Annotated in this window: 11 protein-coding genes; 7 read left to right on the forward strand and 4 right to left on the reverse strand. The window is 60.6% G+C overall.

The features are described from left to right. A partial coding sequence (locus PMI38_RS12340) for an autotransporter family protein (RefSeq protein ID WP_008094349.1) occupies positions 1 to 2,928 on the forward strand: 2,928 nt, incomplete at its 5' end. A gap of 146 nt (positions 2,929 to 3,074) precedes the next feature. After that, the gene (gene potE, locus PMI38_RS12345; RefSeq protein ID WP_008094350.1) at positions 3,075 to 4,412 is read left to right on the forward strand and encodes a putrescine-ornithine antiporter; all 1,338 of its coding nucleotides are present in this window, start codon (positions 3,075 to 3,077) and stop codon (positions 4,410 to 4,412) included. Between the two features lie 44 nt (positions 4,413 to 4,456). Here potE and PMI38_RS26600 read toward each other — a convergent pair whose 3' ends face one another. Both PMI38_RS26600 and PMI38_RS12355 read right to left on the reverse strand, forming a co-directional pair. After that, positions 4,457 to 4,876, reverse strand: a complete 420-nt coding sequence (locus PMI38_RS26600; RefSeq protein WP_008094352.1) for a glycine zipper domain-containing protein — start codon at positions 4,874 to 4,876, stop codon at positions 4,457 to 4,459. A 137-nt stretch (positions 4,877 to 5,013) separates the two neighbouring features. After that, a complete protein-coding gene (locus tag PMI38_RS12355) occupies positions 5,014 to 6,855 on the reverse strand; it encodes a diguanylate cyclase domain-containing protein (RefSeq protein WP_008094353.1) in 1,842 nt (613 codons plus the stop codon). Positions 6,856 to 7,019: 164 nt separating this feature from the next. Between PMI38_RS12355 and PMI38_RS12360 the strand changes: the two genes are divergently transcribed. Together PMI38_RS12360 and PMI38_RS12365 are read left to right on the forward strand one after the other, a co-directional pair. Then, complete coding sequence (locus PMI38_RS12360) at positions 7,020 to 7,493, forward strand: MaoC family dehydratase (protein WP_008094354.1); 474 nt, start codon at positions 7,020 to 7,022, stop codon at positions 7,491 to 7,493. Between the two features lie 87 nt (positions 7,494 to 7,580). Further along, entirely contained in the window at positions 7,581 to 8,249 is a 669-nt protein-coding gene (locus PMI38_RS12365) for an isochorismatase family protein (RefSeq protein WP_008094357.1), read from the forward strand. A 52-nt stretch (positions 8,250 to 8,301) separates the two neighbouring features. On the opposite strand, the gene PMI38_RS12370 is transcribed toward PMI38_RS12365, so the two are convergent. Further along, positions 8,302 to 10,557 (reverse strand): S8 family serine peptidase, encoded by a 2,256-nt coding sequence (locus PMI38_RS12370; RefSeq protein ID WP_008094359.1) that lies wholly within the window; start codon positions 10,555 to 10,557, stop codon positions 8,302 to 8,304. Positions 10,558 to 10,791: 234 nt separating this feature from the next. Here PMI38_RS12370 and PMI38_RS12375 point away from each other — a divergent pair, with 234 nt between their 5' ends. Further along, on the forward strand, positions 10,792 to 12,285 hold the full coding sequence (locus PMI38_RS12375) for a sensor histidine kinase (RefSeq protein WP_238540188.1): 1,494 nt from the start codon (positions 10,792 to 10,794) through the stop codon (positions 12,283 to 12,285). Between the two features lie 173 nt (positions 12,286 to 12,458). After that, complete coding sequence (locus PMI38_RS12380; RefSeq protein WP_008094363.1) at positions 12,459 to 13,478, forward strand: transporter; 1,020 nt, start codon at positions 12,459 to 12,461, stop codon at positions 13,476 to 13,478. A gap of 59 nt (positions 13,479 to 13,537) precedes the next feature. On the opposite strand, the gene acnB is transcribed toward PMI38_RS12380, so the two are convergent. Then, positions 13,538 to 16,138, reverse strand: a complete 2,601-nt coding sequence (acnB, locus tag PMI38_RS12385) for a bifunctional aconitate hydratase 2/2-methylisocitrate dehydratase (RefSeq protein ID WP_043273514.1) — start codon at positions 16,136 to 16,138, stop codon at positions 13,538 to 13,540. A gap of 405 nt (positions 16,139 to 16,543) precedes the next feature. Between acnB and PMI38_RS12390 the strand changes: the two genes are divergently transcribed. Next, entirely contained in the window at positions 16,544 to 17,023 is a 480-nt protein-coding gene (locus PMI38_RS12390) for a DUF1289 domain-containing protein (protein WP_008094367.1), read from the forward strand. Positions 17,024 to 17,123 lie beyond the last annotated feature (100 nt).

A 17,123-nucleotide genomic window follows, 5' to 3' on the forward strand; every position in this document is an offset into this window, starting at 1 on the left:
GCCAGCCGCATCAGCCTCGACCCGATTGGCGCCTTGCCCGGCCCGTGGGGCTTCGGCGCGCAGGTGGAGGGCAGTGGATCGCACCTGATCCTGAACGACAGCGAGGTGTTCACCACCCAGAGAACCAGCTATGGCGTGCGTGCCTTGGCCGGCGCGCAGCTGGAGCTGAACGGCGGCCTGATCGATACCCAGGGCAATTACTCGGCAGGTCTGAGCGCGGGTAGCGCCACGGTGGTCGCCCGCGACCTGACGGTGCGCACCTCGGGCAACGACAACGCGATGGGCGTGGTGGCCGATGCCGGCGCCACCGTCTCGCTGTACGGCGGTACGGTCAGCACCAGCGGTAACGGATCACCTGTTGCCGGGAACCTCACGTTCCCTCACGCCCTGGTTTCACGCAACGAGGGCGCCCAACTCAATGCCTACGGCACTTCGCTGCACACCACCGGCACCCAGGCCTATGGCGCCGCGGTGGACGACGGCGGCAGCATGCTGCTCGAAGACCTTCAGGTGAAAACCGAAGGGCAGTATTCGACTGGGCTTTATGCCGGTATCGGCACCCTGAAACCGGGGGCGGTCAGCCTGGTGGCACGCAATGTCAGCGTGCAGACCTTGGGCGACTCGGCCGCCGCGGCCATGGTCAGCCGCAACAACCAGGCCCCTGAAGCGACGCTGGACCTGACCGGTTCGACCCTTGCCACCTCCGGACGGCTTTCCCATGGCCTGCAAGCGGAGGGCGGTGCACGCCTGAGCGCCAGTGACACCAGCGTCCTCACCCAGGGTGAAAGTGCCCTCGGCGCGTTGGCCAATAACCGTTCCAGCATGAAGTTGGACCACGCCAGCCTCAATTCCCAGGGTGACCTGGGCCATGCCGCCGTCGCCAAGAACGGCAGCCTGCTCGAGGCCAGCGCCAGTACCCTCAGCGCCTCTGGCCAACAGGCCGCGGCGTTGTATGCCCAGGGCACCGAAGCACTCGAAAGCGTGGTCGACATCGATTCCAGCGTGCTGCGTAACCAGTCCGGCGCCACCCTCGGCGTTGCCGGTGTGGCGAATATCAGCCTCACGGACAGCGTCGTCGGCGGCAGTGGCCAGTGGTTGAACGTCGATCAGGCGGTGGCCAGCGACGCCACCCAGCTGCCGGACATGGGCACTGGCCAATGGCAGGGCGTTGGCAAGACCCTGGAGAGCATCGGCAGGGCGAATGTCGACGTTTCGGGCTCGATACTCGACGGCTCGGCCCGCACCGCGTCGGGCAGCAGTTCGCAGGTAACCCTGCGCGACAGCAGCCTGTGGAACCTGACGGGCGACTCGAACCTCAGCCATTTGAGCAACCAGGCCAGTGTGATCGACTTCAGCGCGCCGCTGGCCGGCAGTTTCAAGACCCTCACTGTCAATAGCTACAACGGCAGCAACGGCACCATCGGGCTTAACACCTACCTCTACACGGACGGTTCTGCGTCGGACAAGGTGGTCATCGATGGCGGCGCAGCCACAGGCAGCAGCAATCTGCTGATCACCAACGCCGGCGGCCCAGGCGCGATCACCCAGGGTAACGGCATCCTGGTGGTGGATGCGCTGAACGGCGCCGTCACCGATCCGACGGCCTTCCGCCTGTTGAACCGGGTGGTCGCCGGCCCCTACGAGTACAACTTGTATCGTGGCAGCCAGGACGACAGCAACGGCCAGGCTTGGTACCTGCGTTCGACCGTTGAGACGGTTCCCGTTACTCCCGAAGTACCTGACACGCCCAAAGTACCCGATACTCCTAAAGTACCCGATACTCCTAAAGTACCTGACACTCCCAAAACGCCCGATACTCCGCAAACGCCTGACACGCCACGGACTCCCGATACTCCGCAAACACCCGATGTCCCGCAAATGCCGGACACGGCGCAAGTGCCCGAAACCGCCCAGGTGCCGCGAGCGCCACAGGTACCCAACTACCGCCCGGAAACCTCGCTGTACCGTGCGTTGCCGTCGATGCTGCTGAGCTACAGCCATGCCATGGTCGATACCCTGCATGAGCGGGTAGGCGAGGAGCGCCGCCTGGACAGTGACCCCTTGCCATCGTCCGTCGAAAAAGAGTACGGCCCGAGCCTGGGCTGGGGACGCTTGATCTACCGCAAGGGCAAGGATGACCTGGGCGAGGGCGCCCGCACGGACTACCGCATCCAGGCCTTCCAGGTGGGCAGCGACCTGTACCGCAAGGAAGACACGGACGGCAGCACCGATCAGGCTGGCCTGTCGCTGAATATCGGCAGAGTAGCCGCCAGCGTCGAGCACCGTGACGGTATCCAGGCGGGTGATGACCTGTTGCGCGCCTACGGTGTCGGTGGCTACTGGACCCATTTCGGGCCAGAAGGCTGGTACCTGGATGGCGTGCTGCAATTAAACCGGTTCGACATCAAGGCCAACTCCAACCAGTTGGCGGGGCTCAAGACCCGCGGGCGAGGTGTTACCGCGTCACTGGAAGGCGGTTATCCGTTCGATGCCACAAACGACCGCGACCTGCATATCGAACCGCAGGTCCAGCTGATCTTCAGCAAGCTCAACGTGGATGACGCCCGTGACCCTGCCGCCGAGGTGCGTTTCGAGGATGTCGATTCGTTGACCGGTCGCCTGGGCGTGCGGATCGCCAAGGACTGGTCGCGCGCGGATGACAAGGGCAAGGTACAGCGCACCAACGCCTGGGTACGCCCAAGCGTGTGGCATGAGTTCAGGGGCAAGGCCAAGACCGAGTTCTCGTCCGCCAACGGTTACATTCCGTTCGGCACCGACATGAGCGGCAACTGGGGCGAACTCAACCTGGGGCTGGACCATCAGATCGACGAACGCACCACGATCACCGGCTCGCTGGGTGTACAGAAGGCCTTTGGCAAGGACAGCAGAAGCCATGAAGGCATGATCGGCATCAAGGTGAAGTTCTGAGGCGCCTGCCGGCAAGCGCTGCGAACCTGGGGCCAGAGCGATAAGTCGTCAAAATGATCTATACCCAATACGGCAATCGCTCCTGACCCGTTGCAGCAAATCGCCAGGTGCACGTTCTGAACCTTTGTAGACGCAAGGAGTTTGCGATGGCTGAGGCAAGCAGGAAAATGAGCCTGATGGGGCTCACGACGCTGGTGACGGTGAACATGATGGGCTCTGGGATCATCCTGTTGCCCACCAGCATGGCGCAGTTGGGTGCCGTTTCGCTGCTGTCCTGGGTGTTTACCGCCATCGGCTCGATGGCCATCGCTTACTGCCTGGCGCAATGCGGGGTTTTCTGTACACGTTCCGGCGGCTTGTCGGCCTACACCGAAGAAGCGCATGCCAAGTCAGGTTTCTTCCTGTGCTCCTATCTGTACTTTCTGTCCTTGGCCATCGCCAACGTGGCGGTGGCCATTTCCGCAGTAGGCTACATGACGGCTTTCGTGCCCTGGCTGGATACCGGTGCGTTGCCGCTGTGCGTCGGCACGATCACGCTGATCTGGCTGACCACGCTCGCCAACTTCGGCGGACCGAAAATCACCGGCAAGATCGGCGCCTTCACCGTATGGGGGGTGATCATTCCCGTAGCGGGCTTGAGCATCTTCGGCTGGTACTGGTTCAAGCCCGAGATCCTCATGGCGGCCTGGAACCCCAACCAACTGCCGATCTCCGAGGCCATCGGCAAGGCCATACCCCTGACCCTGTGGGCGTTCCTGGGCATGGAATCGGCAGCCCAGGCCACCGATGCGGTAGAGAACCCCCGGCGCAACGTGCCGCTGGCCTGCCTGTTCGGCACGCTGGGGGCCGCTGTGGTGTACGTCCTGTCCACCACGGTCATCCAAGGCATTATCCCCAACGCCGACCTGGCCAACTCCTCGGCACCCTTCGCGCTGGTCTACGCCACCATCTTCAACCCGACCGTGGGCAATATCGTCATGGCCCTGGCGGTCGTGGCCTGTATCGGCTCGCTGTTGGGTTGGCAATTCACCCTGGCGCAAACCGCCAAGATGACGGCCGACCAGGACCTTTTCCTCAAGCTGTTCGGCAAGGTCAATTCGATGAACGCGCCCGTCATCGGCATGACCGTGTGCGCCTTGTTGCAAACCGTGATGGCCCTGTCGACCATCTCGCCCGATGCCGCCGCCCAGTTCGCCAGGCTGGTCAGCCTGGCGGCGGTCACCAACCTGATCCCCTATATCACTGCATTGACCGGCTTGCTGGTGATCATGCACAAGGCTGGCGTCACGCCGGGGGTCTACACCCGCAACATGGTGGTGCTGCTGATTGCCGTGGGCTACTCGTTGTATGCCCTGCACGCCTGCGGCCTGGAAGCGGTGATGGGCGGCACCCTGGTGCTGGCGATCGGCTACCTGCTGTATGGGTTCCTCGGTCAACGCTTCACCGATGCGTCACCGCGCAGCAACTCCACGCCCAAGCCGTGAGTACCGCCAAGCCGAGCGCTGCGGCACTTTGATGGGTACTGCGATCAGTGTTTGTGCTTGTGTTTATGATGTTTATGCTTGCCGTGGTCGTGATCGTGATCGTGATCATCATCAGCCATGCTGTTGCCAATCGCACCGCCTGCCGCGCCACCCAGGCCGGCGCCCACGGCCCCACCTGTCGATCCACCGACACTGTGGCCTATGACTTGACCGCCCGCGGCGCCCAGGCCGCCACCGATGGCTGCCTCGGTCTTCTTCCCATCCTTGGCGCCCATCGCGCCACCGGCAGCACCACCGAGGCCAGCGCCGATGGTAGCGCCGGTGGAGCCACCCACTGCGTTGCCAACCACACTGCCCAAGGTGCCTCCAAGCCCGCCGCCCACGGCAGTGTTGGTGTTCTCACCGGCGACTGCGGCTTGGGCGACGACAAGGGTTAATGCAACTACGGATACGATCTTGCGCATTGTTCAGTCCTCAAACTGTGTACAGAAAAAGTCTGATCAAGTTTACATGAGAGGACAACGCTGAAACTCAAGTTCAAGGGGGTCAGGTCAAAAGGGGGAGCCGAACCGCTACCGGTCATCGGCTATTCGGCAAGCATTCACTGCACTTCGTACGACATGCAGTACTGATTCCGTTGCCGCTTCGCTTCGTACATCGCTGCATCGGCGTCTTTTATCAATTGGTCGGTGTCCCTGGAATCAGGCGGCGAAAGTGCAACCCCGATACTGGGCGTGACGAAGTCGATGAAGTGGTCATTCAAGCGAACAGGCTCGCCCAGCACCCGAAGCAGACGCTGTGCCAACAGCCGGGCGCCGTGCGCATCGGATCCGACGGCGACGAGCGTGAATTCATCACCACCCAACCTGAACGCTCGATCGGGTTCACGCACGGCATTTTCCAGGCGACGAGCGATGCAGATGAGCAGTTGATCGCCCACTTCGTGGCCAAAGGTATCGTTCACCTGTTTGAAGCGATCCAGATCGATGAACAATAGCGCCAGAGGCTGCGCGTTATCGCTCAGCATGCCGCGAAGGTATTCGTGAAAGGCTTTGCGGTTACCCAGGCCCGTCAATGCATCTTTGTGGGCCATGTCATAGAGCCGGTCCTGATAGTCAACATGGGCACTGACATCGTGCAGGATGCCCCGGTAGCCCCAGGGCTTTCCATTGTTGTCGAAAATGCGTGTAACACCGGCCTCGTAGTGCCCGAAACTGCCGTCAGCACGACGCATACGGCCCGAGAACACCGGCCCACTGTGCTGTCCTGCGCTGCCGAGTACCGCTGCCAGATCCTCGTCGTTTTCAAGCAAGACGGCGAAGGACTCGCCCAACAAGTTTTCCTGCAAATACCCAAGCTGCCTGCAGAAGGCCGGGTTGACCGCCTGCAAATGGCCACGCGCATCGAGCTCGAAATACCCTTCCTGGATTCCCGCCAGGATCGCAGCATCCCGCGCTTCGCTCTGCTCAAGACGATCCAGCATCTGGTTCGCCTCTTTGGCCAGCGCGCCAAGTTCGTCATTGCCACGGTCTTGCAGGCGAATGCCTGTCGTTTCCGGGCCGATAGATGAAAGTTGGCTGTGCATGCGCCTGATGCGCCGCAGCAGGAACCCCTCCAGGCCCAGGTGAATGACGACCCAGGCCAGAATCAAGGCGGCTGCCAGCACGGCAGTGAAAATGTTGAGCTGGCGAATACCTTCGAGGTACAAGTGCCGGTCGCGTATCAACTGCAAACTGAGTTGTGGGTTGCCGATGCTGTCGTAGAACACCAGATCGATACTGTGGCGCTTGCCGTCCAATAGTTGCCGGTGAGTGACGCTGATTTGCCCGCTATCTCCCAGGACTGCGGCCTTTCGCTCGGTTTCGGCGGGTGGGGCCCAGATCAAGGTTCCCCCTAGCTGCCGCCTCAGGTCATTGATGCGCGCCGTGTCCAGGAACGTGCCACCAAACAGGTAGCCGCCCTTCGCCGGCGCAGCCACGAGCATCACCGGCACCCCTTCGAGGGTGATGAGTTGACCGCTCGGTAGCCGAGTCACTGCCTGAGCCAGTTCGCTCAACCGTTGCTCGATGCTCGCTTGCAACGATTCGGCAACCAACGGTGGATTCGCATTCAACGAAGCAACGCGGTGCCCAGACACAGGTTGCAGTATCAACGGTGTCCCCACGGCTGCAGCCTGGATCACGAAGTCGAAACCGGTGCGGCGCCAGCTGAGCGGCGCCGCAGGGTCATCCAGCACCTGCACCAGGTCTCGCAACCGGTCGGCATCACGCTCGAAGAAGATGTCCAGCGTCGCTCGCAACCGGTCGCCTTCCATCGTGAGCAGTTGCTTGTCCTCCTGGTCCAGCCTGGCGAGCAGGAGGTGGTGCCCCAAAACCCACATCACCAGCAGCACCAACAACACGGGGGGCGTGAACAGGCACAATAATCGTTTTCGCAAAGTCATGAATGTTTCTCGCGAATCACCTAAAAAGCAGCTGCGTCTCCTGGATATGGCGATACATGTCCATCGTTGCGCGGCCCTGCAGCAGCCAATCTGGCTAATCGTGCTCAGGAGAGTAGTATCTCCGTGCGATGAATCCAAATATGGCGCAGTCCAGGACAATCCCCATGGCTTTCGAACCGAGTGAAAGCAAGTTGTACTTCGAGGATCTGAAGGTGGGTGCATCCTTCACCAGTGGTACCTATGAGATGACCCTCGAGCGGATCTTCGAATTCGCTGCGCAATTCGATCCTCAGCCATTCCACACCGACGCTGATGCAGCGAAGGCAACCTTTTTTGGCGGGTTGGCGGCAAGCGGCTGGCACACGGCGGCTGTCACCATGCGGCTGCTGGTTCAAAGCGTTCCGATTGCAGGAGGGCTTATCGGCGCAGGCAGCGAGATCACCTGGCCAAGGGCTGTGCGACCCGGCGACGTATTGCGCGTGACGACAACGGTGAAAGAACTGATCGGCTCCAAGTCCAAGCCTGACCGGGGCTTGGCTGTTCTTGAAAGCATCACTTACAACCAGGACGACGCCGTGTGCCAGCGTAACGTGTCCAGGGTGCTGGTGTTTCGACGACCGCCGCCGCAGTCACGATAGCCCATGCATGTCGGTGGTCTATGATTGACGAGCCTCACCACACCGGCGGGGCACGCAGCGTCAATCTCAGACCTACGAGGTAACATCATGGCTACCCTCAATGGAATGCTGGACCCGGATGATGCGGTCATTCTGCTTATCGATCATCAGAGCGGTTTGTTCAACACCGTTCGTGATGTACCTATTCCCGATCTACGCAACTACGTAATCGCTATCGCAAAGACAGCGACGCTGTTGAATATTCCGGTGATCACCACCGCCTCCGTGCCTGACGGCCCCAATGGGCCACTGATACCCGAGATTCATGAACATGCACCGCACGCGGTGTATGTCCCACGCACAGGGCAGATCAACACCTGGGACAACCCATTGTTCGTCAAGGAAATTGAAAAGACGGGGCGCAAGACGCTGATCATCGCCGGCACGCTGACCAGCGTCTGCATGGCGTTTCCTGCGGTCAGCGCGGTTCAGGCGGGGTACAAGGCCTATTGCGTCGTGGACGCTTCGGGGAACTGGAGCAAGCTGGCAACCGACACCACCATCGCGCGGGTCGCACAGGCTGGCGCGATTCCCACCGATACCTTCGCCATCGTCGCTGAATTGATGCAAACCTGGAACCGACCAGAGGGCTCGCGCTTCGCCGAGATTCTTGCCGACCATGTGTGCCCGGAATACAAATGCCTGATGGAGAGCTTTGGCAAAGCGCAAGCGGTGGTCAAGGATGGCCCTGAAACGCATCTGGACAAATACCGGTAGTTGCCAGGTATCAAGTCCGGCCCCCGGGTTGCACCGGGGGCTCTCCCGCCCATTACACGTGCACGGCCGTCAAGGCAAAGTCCTGCGGACCCGCCGAAACATTCGAGGCGACAACCTCGATCGTCCAATCGCCCGCTACGGGTTTGTCGACCTGGATCAACTCGACGTTGTTGGTGCTGTCGAGTTTGAGAACGTTGGCTTTTGCGCCGCCCGGCGGGTTGCCGGTCAATCGCTTGCCGGACGGTGTGCGAACGATGAGATTCAGGTTGTTCACAAGCTTTTCTCCCGGATAGTCCGTGTACGCGAGCACTATTCGCAGAGGCCGTGCGGTGTCTGTAATCGATTGCGTGACACTCCATTTTTTCCCTGTGACGAGTGCCGGGCCATCGATTGCCAGGATTGGGTGTGAGAGTGACCGGTCAAGATTCACACGCCCGAAGCCCTGATGAGGGTCGAGCAAGACACCTTTGGGCGCCGTCCCGGGCAAGCGCTGCGCTCCGGCGATCAGCAGTGCCTTGACAAGTGCTGCACTGGGATTGGCCAACTGCCGTTGAGTACGCAAAAACTCTCGCAGCAATGCCACCGCCCCGGCCGTGAGAGGCGTGGCCATGCTTGTTCCACCCATGAAGAAGTATTTGTGATTGACCGGGTAGGGGGACCAGGCGAAGTTGTTCGGGGCTATCTGTGTCGAGCGCGTGGAGAGGATGAAAGTGCCCGGGGCGACCACATCGGGCTTGATGCGGTTGTCGCGGGTGGGGCCACGACTGCTGAATGCCGCAACCTGATCCGGTTTGTCAGCCATCGGGTTGCTGTGGAACGGGGCCACAGGGTAGTCCTCATTCCACCATTTGCCATAGGTTTGCGACTTGAACTGCGGACGTTGGTTTTCACTTGCCCCCACGGTGATGCAATTCTTGGCCGTTCCCGGGGAAGTGATGCTGGTTAGATTGATCTTGCCGTCTCCATCCTTGTCTGTCCCATCATTTCCTGCGGCGATGAGGAAGCAAAAGTCCCGGTGCTTCCAGACATACTCATCAAATTGCCGGCATTGCTCGTCGTATTCCCCAGCATCCCCGCCCCCCCAGGAGTTGGAGTGGATGCGCGCGCCCTTATCGTAAGCGAACTGGAACAAGGGTCCGAGATTGTCAGGCAGGCCGGCAAGCAGGAATCGGTGTTGTGCCAGATTCGGAGGGGTCTGCGGCTTCCACTTCATTTCCTGTTCGATGGCTTGAAAGACCAGCTTTGCCTTATGGGCCAGGCCATGGATGCGTTCCGGTCCACCGTTCGATGCGGTGCCATTGCCGAGCACCGAGCCGCTGACATGCGTGCCATGCCCTGAGTTGACATCGGCAGCACCGTCATCCGCGCCACCATTGGTCACATGGTCAAGCCAGGCCGTGGCGATAGGGTAGCTCTTGATCGCGACGATCCTCCCGGCGAAATCAGGATGAATGGTTACTGGATCGCCTGTGTCGAGACCGGTATCGCAGACGGCAATGATTTCTCCATCGCCTGTCAGGCCGAGCTTTGTCGACATGCTGGTCGGTTTGCCATTGCCCATGATGACGGTAGCCACATTATTGCTTGTACGGGGTATGACCCGTTGCCGGATGTAGCGCACGCCGTGCACTGCAGAAAGTTGGCGAAGTTGTTCAGGGATGACGTTCGCGGGTTGAGTGGATGCCACGATCAAAACGCGGGCACGGGCGTTTTTTGAAACGGTCTTGAACCCGATTCGACTGGCCTCCTTTGAAACCTTCTGCACATCGGCCCCCTTGAATAGCTCTACCGAAAAATGGTCGGGGACCTCGCAACGCCTCGGCAGGGTGTCACGATTGTCTCTATTTCCCACGAGTTCAGGCGCAAGCCGTGCATCGTGCGGTAAATGTCCTACCCATTGTACGAAGGGCAGGTTGGCAATCTTCGTGAGTCGTTCGCCCGTTGTCCGGATGACATAGCCAAAAGCGCCATAGGGCTCACAAACATTCACGCCAAGTTTTCGCAGTTGGTTCAACCAGGTGCGTTTGATAGGGGCTACGAACTGCACTACATAGTGGTGGGGTTTCTCGTCCACATGGGAAACATTCGGGTCGACGCCACCGCAGCTCAGCGTGTTGATGGTGCGCTTGCCGATTTGCAGGTCGTATTCCTGGGTGATGTCTTCTACCGGAAACGCCTGTGCCAGTGCGGTGGCCACTTTGTTACCCGCCTGGACCACCACGAATGCGTCGTAACGATCAATAATCTGCGCGCGTGCTTCAATTGAAGGGATATCGGATTTGTCCGCGAAGACTTTGAGGATTGACATTGCAAGACTCCTTGACAGGTAAGAGAAGCCGGCGCAGGCCTACCTCATAGTAGTAGGCCAGGAAACTTGCAATTAATGCTTGGCACTTTATTTGCTCCAGCCAAAGTAGCGGCTTGCGCTGTCCAGCAGGCGCAACCCAGCCTGGCAAGGGCTGCGGTGTTTCACAGCACGTTCCATCACTTGCAGGGTTTACCCAGTAGTGGGGGATTACTCCCACCTGGTTTAGGCGTGCAGTTGAGCAAGGCCCGCACACCCGGAGGCGCGATGAGATCATTTTCAGCATGGAGGCTCGCTGACAAAGCGAAGACCCAATTCACGGAAATCGCCGAACCTTTCCACCTCATGCGGCGATTCTCGTTGACCAGCTTCGCGATCATCAGCGGTGTGGCCATTGGTCTGGCCTGGTTCTCGACGCGTTTTCTGGTCAATGAAAGCCTGGAGCGCGATGCGTTACTTTCAGCGCAGTTCATTCAGTCGATCGCCGTTGGCGAAATTCGTCACCATGATCTGACGGGGATGAAAATGGGCGATGTGCTCTCCGCTGAACGCTATGGCATGCTCGATGCGCAAACCCTTGCCAATCGCCACCGGGCGCGCACGGAGTTTCTCGACCATTTGGCCAACCTGCCGGATCTGTTGTTGGCGAGCATCTTTTCTGCCAATCGCGAGGTCATCTGGTCAACCAACCCCCAGTTGATAGGGCGCAAGGTGAAAGAGGATGGTCCACTGGAGGCTGCCTTCAATTCGGGCGGGCGTGTCAGCGCCCGGTACGATGAAGTCGACCCCGAACGCACCGAACAGCAATTTACCCGACCGGCAAATATGTTCTTCGTGGAAAACTACATTCCGCTGCTGGACGACGAGGGCAAGGTCCTGGCCATGGTGGAAATCTACAAGGAACCAGTCGACCTGATCGAGCGCCTGGAGCGGGGCCGCAGGCTCATCTGGATCGCCACGGCGATCGGGGGGCTGATCATTTATCTAGGGTTGTTCTGGATCGTCTTGCGCGCGTCTCGGCTTTTGGCTCAGCAACAGGACCAGTTGGTAGCCAACAAGACATATGGCGGACTGGTGGAGATGTCCACGGCTGTCGCCCATAGCCTGCGCAATCCATTGGCCAGTATCCGCAGCAGCGCTGAACTGGCTCAGGCCACGCCCGGCCAGCCTGCGGTTCGAAACATCACCGACATCATTGCTCAGGTCGATCGGATGGCGGACTGGGTTGGCGAGCTGTTGCAGTGCTTGCGTCCGTTGAAAGGCGAGGCGGAAACGGTCGATCTGGTGACCAGCATCCATGAGGCCTTGAGCGTGTTCTGGCCCCGACTCGATCAATTGCGCATACAAACAGTGCTGGATATCGACGGACCGGTTGCGGTGATCAGCCACCGATTGCTGCTTGGCCAGGTCCTTAACAGTGTGCTGGCCAACGCCATCGAGGCCATGCCCGGCGGCGGCACGTTGCACTTGACGCTGCAGCGCAACGGCCCTGATGTGTTGCTGTTCATTGACGATTCAGGCCCAGGGTTGACGCGCCAGCAGCAGATGGCGGCATTCAAGTCGTTCTACTCGACCAAGCAGGGAGGGCTGGGGATCGGCCTGGTAATGGTCAGGCAGGTCATGGAGCACTTTGGCGGGCATGCAACGCTGCAGAACTTGTTACCCAAGGGGACCAGGGCCAGTCTGCGATTTCGTGTTGAAGTTCAACAGTTCAACAGGCGAACAGGTTGACCCTTATCTTCCGGGCTCGGTCTTTTACGGGCAGTGGACTGTCATCGGAGGTTCATTTACATCGCGCAACATTCCTGACAATCAGGCTCGGCGCGAGGCTTGCCTGTTCGCTCACCAGCACTACCGGCATGACTCATTCGTTGAGGAGTGCACCACCTTGACTGCGAGTCCGCATGAGCCTTACCGGATACCCAGCGCAACAGGAGCATGACCTCTACGGCCTGTTGTATGGCTTTGTCTTCCGTGCAGGTGAGCCCGGCCGGGAAATCGACTCGGCCCAGGCCTTGCGCTGGATGGCGGCGCCACGCGAGCCGGATGAATTTCTCTGGCTGCACCTCAATCTTGCCCATGCCGCCTGCGAACGCTGGATGAAGTCTCATCTTGGACTGCCTGAATCGTTCTTTGAAACTTTGCGCGAGGGCTCTCGCTCGACTCGCATCGAGTACGTCGACAACGCACTGTTGGCGGTGGTCAACGATGTGGTGTTCAACTTCGGCATGGTCTCTTCGGATGTGTCGACAATGTGGGCATGCGCCAGTAATCACCTGTTGGTGAGTGCTCGACTGCAACCCTTGCATTCGGTAGACAAACTGCGGACTTCGGTGAAGTTGGGTGAGCTGTTTCATTCGCCCATTGAGCTGCTGGTTCATCTGCTGCGTGACCAGGGCGATCTTCTGACGCAGATCGTGCGCGAAACCAACATGAGCGTCGATCGGATCGAGGATCAACTGCTCTCCCTGCGCTTGAGCGACAATCGCGCGGAGCTCAGTGCCATGCGCCGTGTACTGGTACGGCTTCAGCGGCTGCTGGCGCTGGAACCGGGGTCGTTGCTGCGGTTGCTGAATCGGCCACCGGAATGGCTGCAGGAGCAGGACATGCGCCAGCTACGCGCTGCCACGGAAGAGTTTTCGCTGATCATCAGCGACCTGGTTGCCTTGGGGGAGCGTATCAAGCTGCTGCAGGAAGAGATCGCCGCCAAGCTCAATGAACAGACCAACCGCACGCTGTTCACCCTCACTGTCGTTACAGTCCTGGCGTTGCCTATCAACATTATTGCGGGCTTTTTCGGCATGAACGTAGGCGGTATCCCCTTGGCCGATGACCCTCACGGCTTCTGGGTTCTGGTCGCCCTGGTCGCGACCTTCACCGTGCTGGTGGGGCGCTGGGCCTTTCGCAAGCGTTCGGAGTACTGATTCGCAGGGGGGCTGGCGCCCGTTGCAGTTCTACACGCAACGGGCGCCAGTGGTACGACTCAGGCTTGAACGACCGGGATGTTGGCGCTTGCCGCCACTTCACGGTACTCGGCGATCTGGTCGAAGCTCAGGTAGCGGTAGACGTCGGCCGCCATGCTGTCGATGTCGTTCGCGAACGCCATGTACTCTTCGACGCTCGGCAACTTGCCGATGATCGAAGCGACAGCGGCAAGCTCGGCCGATGCCAGGTACACGTTGGTAGCGTCGCCCAGGCGGTTCGGGAAGTTGCGGGTCGAGGTGGAGACCACGGTCGAACCGGTCTGCACACGTGCCTGGTTACCCATGCACAGCGAGCAGCCTGGCATTTCCATGCGCGCACCGGCTTTGTCGAAGATGCCGTAGTAGCCTTCTTCGGTCAGCTGGTGGGCGTCCATCTTGGTCGGCGGGGCCAGCCACAGACGGGTCGGAATGCCGCCTTCGACCTTGTCCAGCAGCTTGCCGGCCGCGCGGAAGTGGCCGATGTTGGTCATGCACGAACCGATGAACACTTCGTCGATGGCCTGACCCTGAACGGTCGACAGCAAACGGGCGTCATCCGGGTCGTTCGGCGCGCAGAGCACAGGCTCCTTGATCTCGGCCAGGTCGATTTCGATGATTTCGGCGTATTCGGCATCGGCGTCGGCCGACAGCAGCTCAGGCTTGGCCAGCCAGGCTTCCATGGCCTGGGCGCGACGCTCCAGGGTACGTGCATCGCCATAGCCTTCACCGATCATCCAGCGCAGCAGGGTGATGTTCGAACGCAGGTACTCGGCGATGGCTTTCTCTGGCAGCTTGATGGTGCAGCCGGCAGCGGAACGTTCGGCCGAGGCGTCGGACAGCTCGAAGGCTTGCTCGACGGTCAGGTCGTCCAGACCTTCGATTTCCAGGATGCGGCCGGAGAAGGCGTTGATCTTGCCTTTCTTCTCGACGGTCAGCAGGCCTTGCTGGATGGCGTAGTAAGGGATGGCATGGACCAGGTCGCGCAGGGTGATGCCTGGCTGCAGCTTGCCCTTGAAACGCACCAGGACCGACTCCGGCATGTCCAGCGGCATGACACCGGTGGCGGCGGCGAAGGCCACCAGGCCCGAACCTGCAGGGAACGAGATGCCGATCGGGAAACGGGTGTGCGAGTCGCCGCCGGTACCCACGGTGTCAGGCAGCAGCATGCGGTTCAGCCAGCTGTGGATGATGCCGTCGCCAACGTTCAGTGACACGCCACCGCGGTTACGCATGAAGTCCGGCAGGGTGTGATGGGTTTTCACATCCACAGGCTTTGGATAGGCCGCGGTGTGGCAGAACGACTGCATCACCAGTTCGGCGGAGAAGCCCAGGCACGCCAGGTCTTTGAGCTCGTCGCGGGTCATCGGGCCGGTGGTGTCCTGGGAACCGACGGTGGTCATCTTCGGTTCGCAGTAGGTGCCCGGACGGATACCGGCCACGCCGCAAGCCTTGCCAACCATCTTCTGCGCGAGGGTGAAGCCCTTGGTGTTCTGCACCGGTGTTTCAGGCTGCTGGAACAGGTCCGAAGGTGGCAGCCCCAGTTCGGCGCGAGCCTTGCCGGTCAGTCCACGGCCGATGATCAGCGGAATACGGCCGCCAGCGCGAACTTCGTCCAGCAACACCGGCGTCTTCAGCTCGAAGGTGGCGATGACGTCGTCGGTGCCGTGCTTGCAGACTTTACCGGCATGGGGGTAGACGTCGATCACGTCACCCATGTTCAGGTTCGAGACGTCGAACTCGATCGGCAGGGCGCCAGCGTCTTCCATGGTGTTGTAGAAGATCGGGGCGATCTTGTTGCCGAAGCAGAAACCACCGGCGCGCTTGTTCGGCACGTAGGGGATATCGTCGCCGAAGAACCACAGCACCGAGTTGGTGGCGGATTTGCGCGAGGAACCGGTACCGACCACGTCACCGACGTAGGCGACCGGGAAGCCTTTGGCCTTGACCGCTTCGATCTGGGCCAGCGGGCCGACCGAACCAGGCTGGCGCGGCTCGATGCCGTCACGGGCCATTTTCAGCATGGCCAGGGCGTGCAGCGGGATGTCAGGGCGCGACCAGGCGTCCGGGGCAGGGGACAGGTCGTCGGTGTTGGTTTCGCCAGGCACCTTGAACACGGTCAGGGTGTACTTCTCGGCGATGGCCGGACGCGAGGTGAACCACTCGCCGGCAGCCCAGGAGTCCAGCACGGCCTGGGCGTGGGCGTTGCCAGCCTTGGCTTTTTCGGCCACGTCGTGGAAGGCGTCGAACATCAGCAGCGTGTGCTTGAGCTGTTCGGCCGCGACGGCGCCCAGTTCGGCGTCATCCAGCAGCGCGACCAGCGTCTCGATGTTGTAGCCGCCCTGCATGGTGCCCAGCAGCTCGGCGGCGTGCTTGCGGTCGATCAGCGGCGACTTGGCTTCGCCCTTGGCGACGGCGGACAGGAACGCAGCCTTGACGTAGGCAGCTTCGTCCACGCCTGGCGGAACGCGGTTGGTGATCAGGTCTACGAGGAAGGCTTCTTCGCCGGCCGGCGGGTTTTTCAGCAGCTCGACCAGGCCTGCAGTTTGTTCGGCGTTCAGCGGCTGGGGCACGATGCCCAGGGTGGCACGCTCTTCGATGTGTTTGCGGTAGGCTTCAAGCACAGTTATTACCCTCATCAGTGGTCCCTAAAGGGAGTCCGGGACGCTCATCCAGCATTCCATGCACCCATGCGCTATCACGGCTTTGTGGGCCGCCCAGCCAGGGTCGCAGAGAATCCTTACAGAAGCTGCTTTCAAAGTTTTACGCCTGCAGAACGGGGAGCTGATGAGGGCTGGCGGGGCATGCAGGGGGTGCATGGCCCGGCCAACGCCGTTCTACCGGATCAACTGTGCTCGTGACGCTTTGAAAACAGCTTCCAACGGACATTGTTGCCTTAGAAAAGGCGGGATGATTCTACGGCAAAAAAATCCGGAAGGTAAGGCGCTGGACGAGACTTTAACGGGTGACCCTGGTTAGACAAAGGGCTAACATGGGCCCGTGTTCCACCGCCAAGCCGTTGTTTTTTCATGTCCAACCAATCCATCAAGACCCCTTGCGTCGGCCTGTGCTCCACGGTGTACGGAGACACGGTGTGCCGTGGCTGCAAGCGTTTTCACCATGAAGTGATCCACTGGAACGGTTACGACGACGAGCAGAAGCGCGCCGTGTGGCTGCGCCTGGAGCAACTGCTGGCGCAGGTGATGATGGCCAAGCTGGAGGTGTTCGACATAGGCCTGTTGCGCCAGCAACTGCAGCAGCGCTCGATCCGTTATGTCGAACAGCAGTCGGAGTATTGCTGGGCCTATCAGCTGATCGCCCGCGGGGCGCGAATGATTCGTGACCTTGAGGCGTATGGGATGGTGTTGCTGCCGGAGTTCCGCGACTGGGAGCTGCCGCAGTTGCGCGATGCGATCGATCGCGAGTTCTTTCTGCTTTCCGAGGCGCATTACCAGCGGTATATCGCGCCGAGCTTCCTGCGCGATGCCGTGGGGGGCGGGCAGGGTTGAAGGCCTTGGGGTGAGGCGGCTGGCCCTATCGCCGGCAAGCCGGCTCCCACAGGGATATCACTGCGCTTGAAGCCTGTGCTTTACCTGTGGGAGCCGGCTT

This window comes from Pseudomonas sp. GM84, assembly GCF_000282535.1.
Lineage (GTDB): Bacteria > Pseudomonadota > Gammaproteobacteria > Pseudomonadales > Pseudomonadaceae > Aquipseudomonas.

What these genes read in the sequence shown, in the direction of transcription:
- potE (WP_008094350.1), top strand. Translation starts at nt 3,075, where the DNA reads ATGGCTGAGGCAAGCAGGAAAATGAGCCTGATGGGGCTCACGACGCTG.
- PMI38_RS26600 (WP_008094352.1), bottom strand. Translation starts at nt 4,876, where the DNA reads ATGCGCAAGATCGTATCCGTAGTTGCATTAACCCTTGTCGTCGCCCAA.
- PMI38_RS12355 (WP_008094353.1), bottom strand. Translation starts at nt 6,855, where the DNA reads ATGACTTTGCGAAAACGATTATTGTGCCTGTTCACGCCCCCCGTGTTG.
- PMI38_RS12360 (WP_008094354.1), top strand. Translation starts at nt 7,020, where the DNA reads ATGGCTTTCGAACCGAGTGAAAGCAAGTTGTACTTCGAGGATCTGAAG.
- PMI38_RS12365 (WP_008094357.1), top strand. Translation starts at nt 7,581, where the DNA reads ATGGCTACCCTCAATGGAATGCTGGACCCGGATGATGCGGTCATTCTG.
- PMI38_RS12370 (WP_008094359.1), bottom strand. Translation starts at nt 10,557, where the DNA reads ATGTCAATCCTCAAAGTCTTCGCGGACAAATCCGATATCCCTTCAATT.
- PMI38_RS12380 (WP_008094363.1), top strand. Translation starts at nt 12,459, where the DNA reads ATGAGCCTTACCGGATACCCAGCGCAACAGGAGCATGACCTCTACGGC.
- PMI38_RS12390 (WP_008094367.1), top strand. Translation starts at nt 16,544, where the DNA reads ATGTCCAACCAATCCATCAAGACCCCTTGCGTCGGCCTGTGCTCCACG.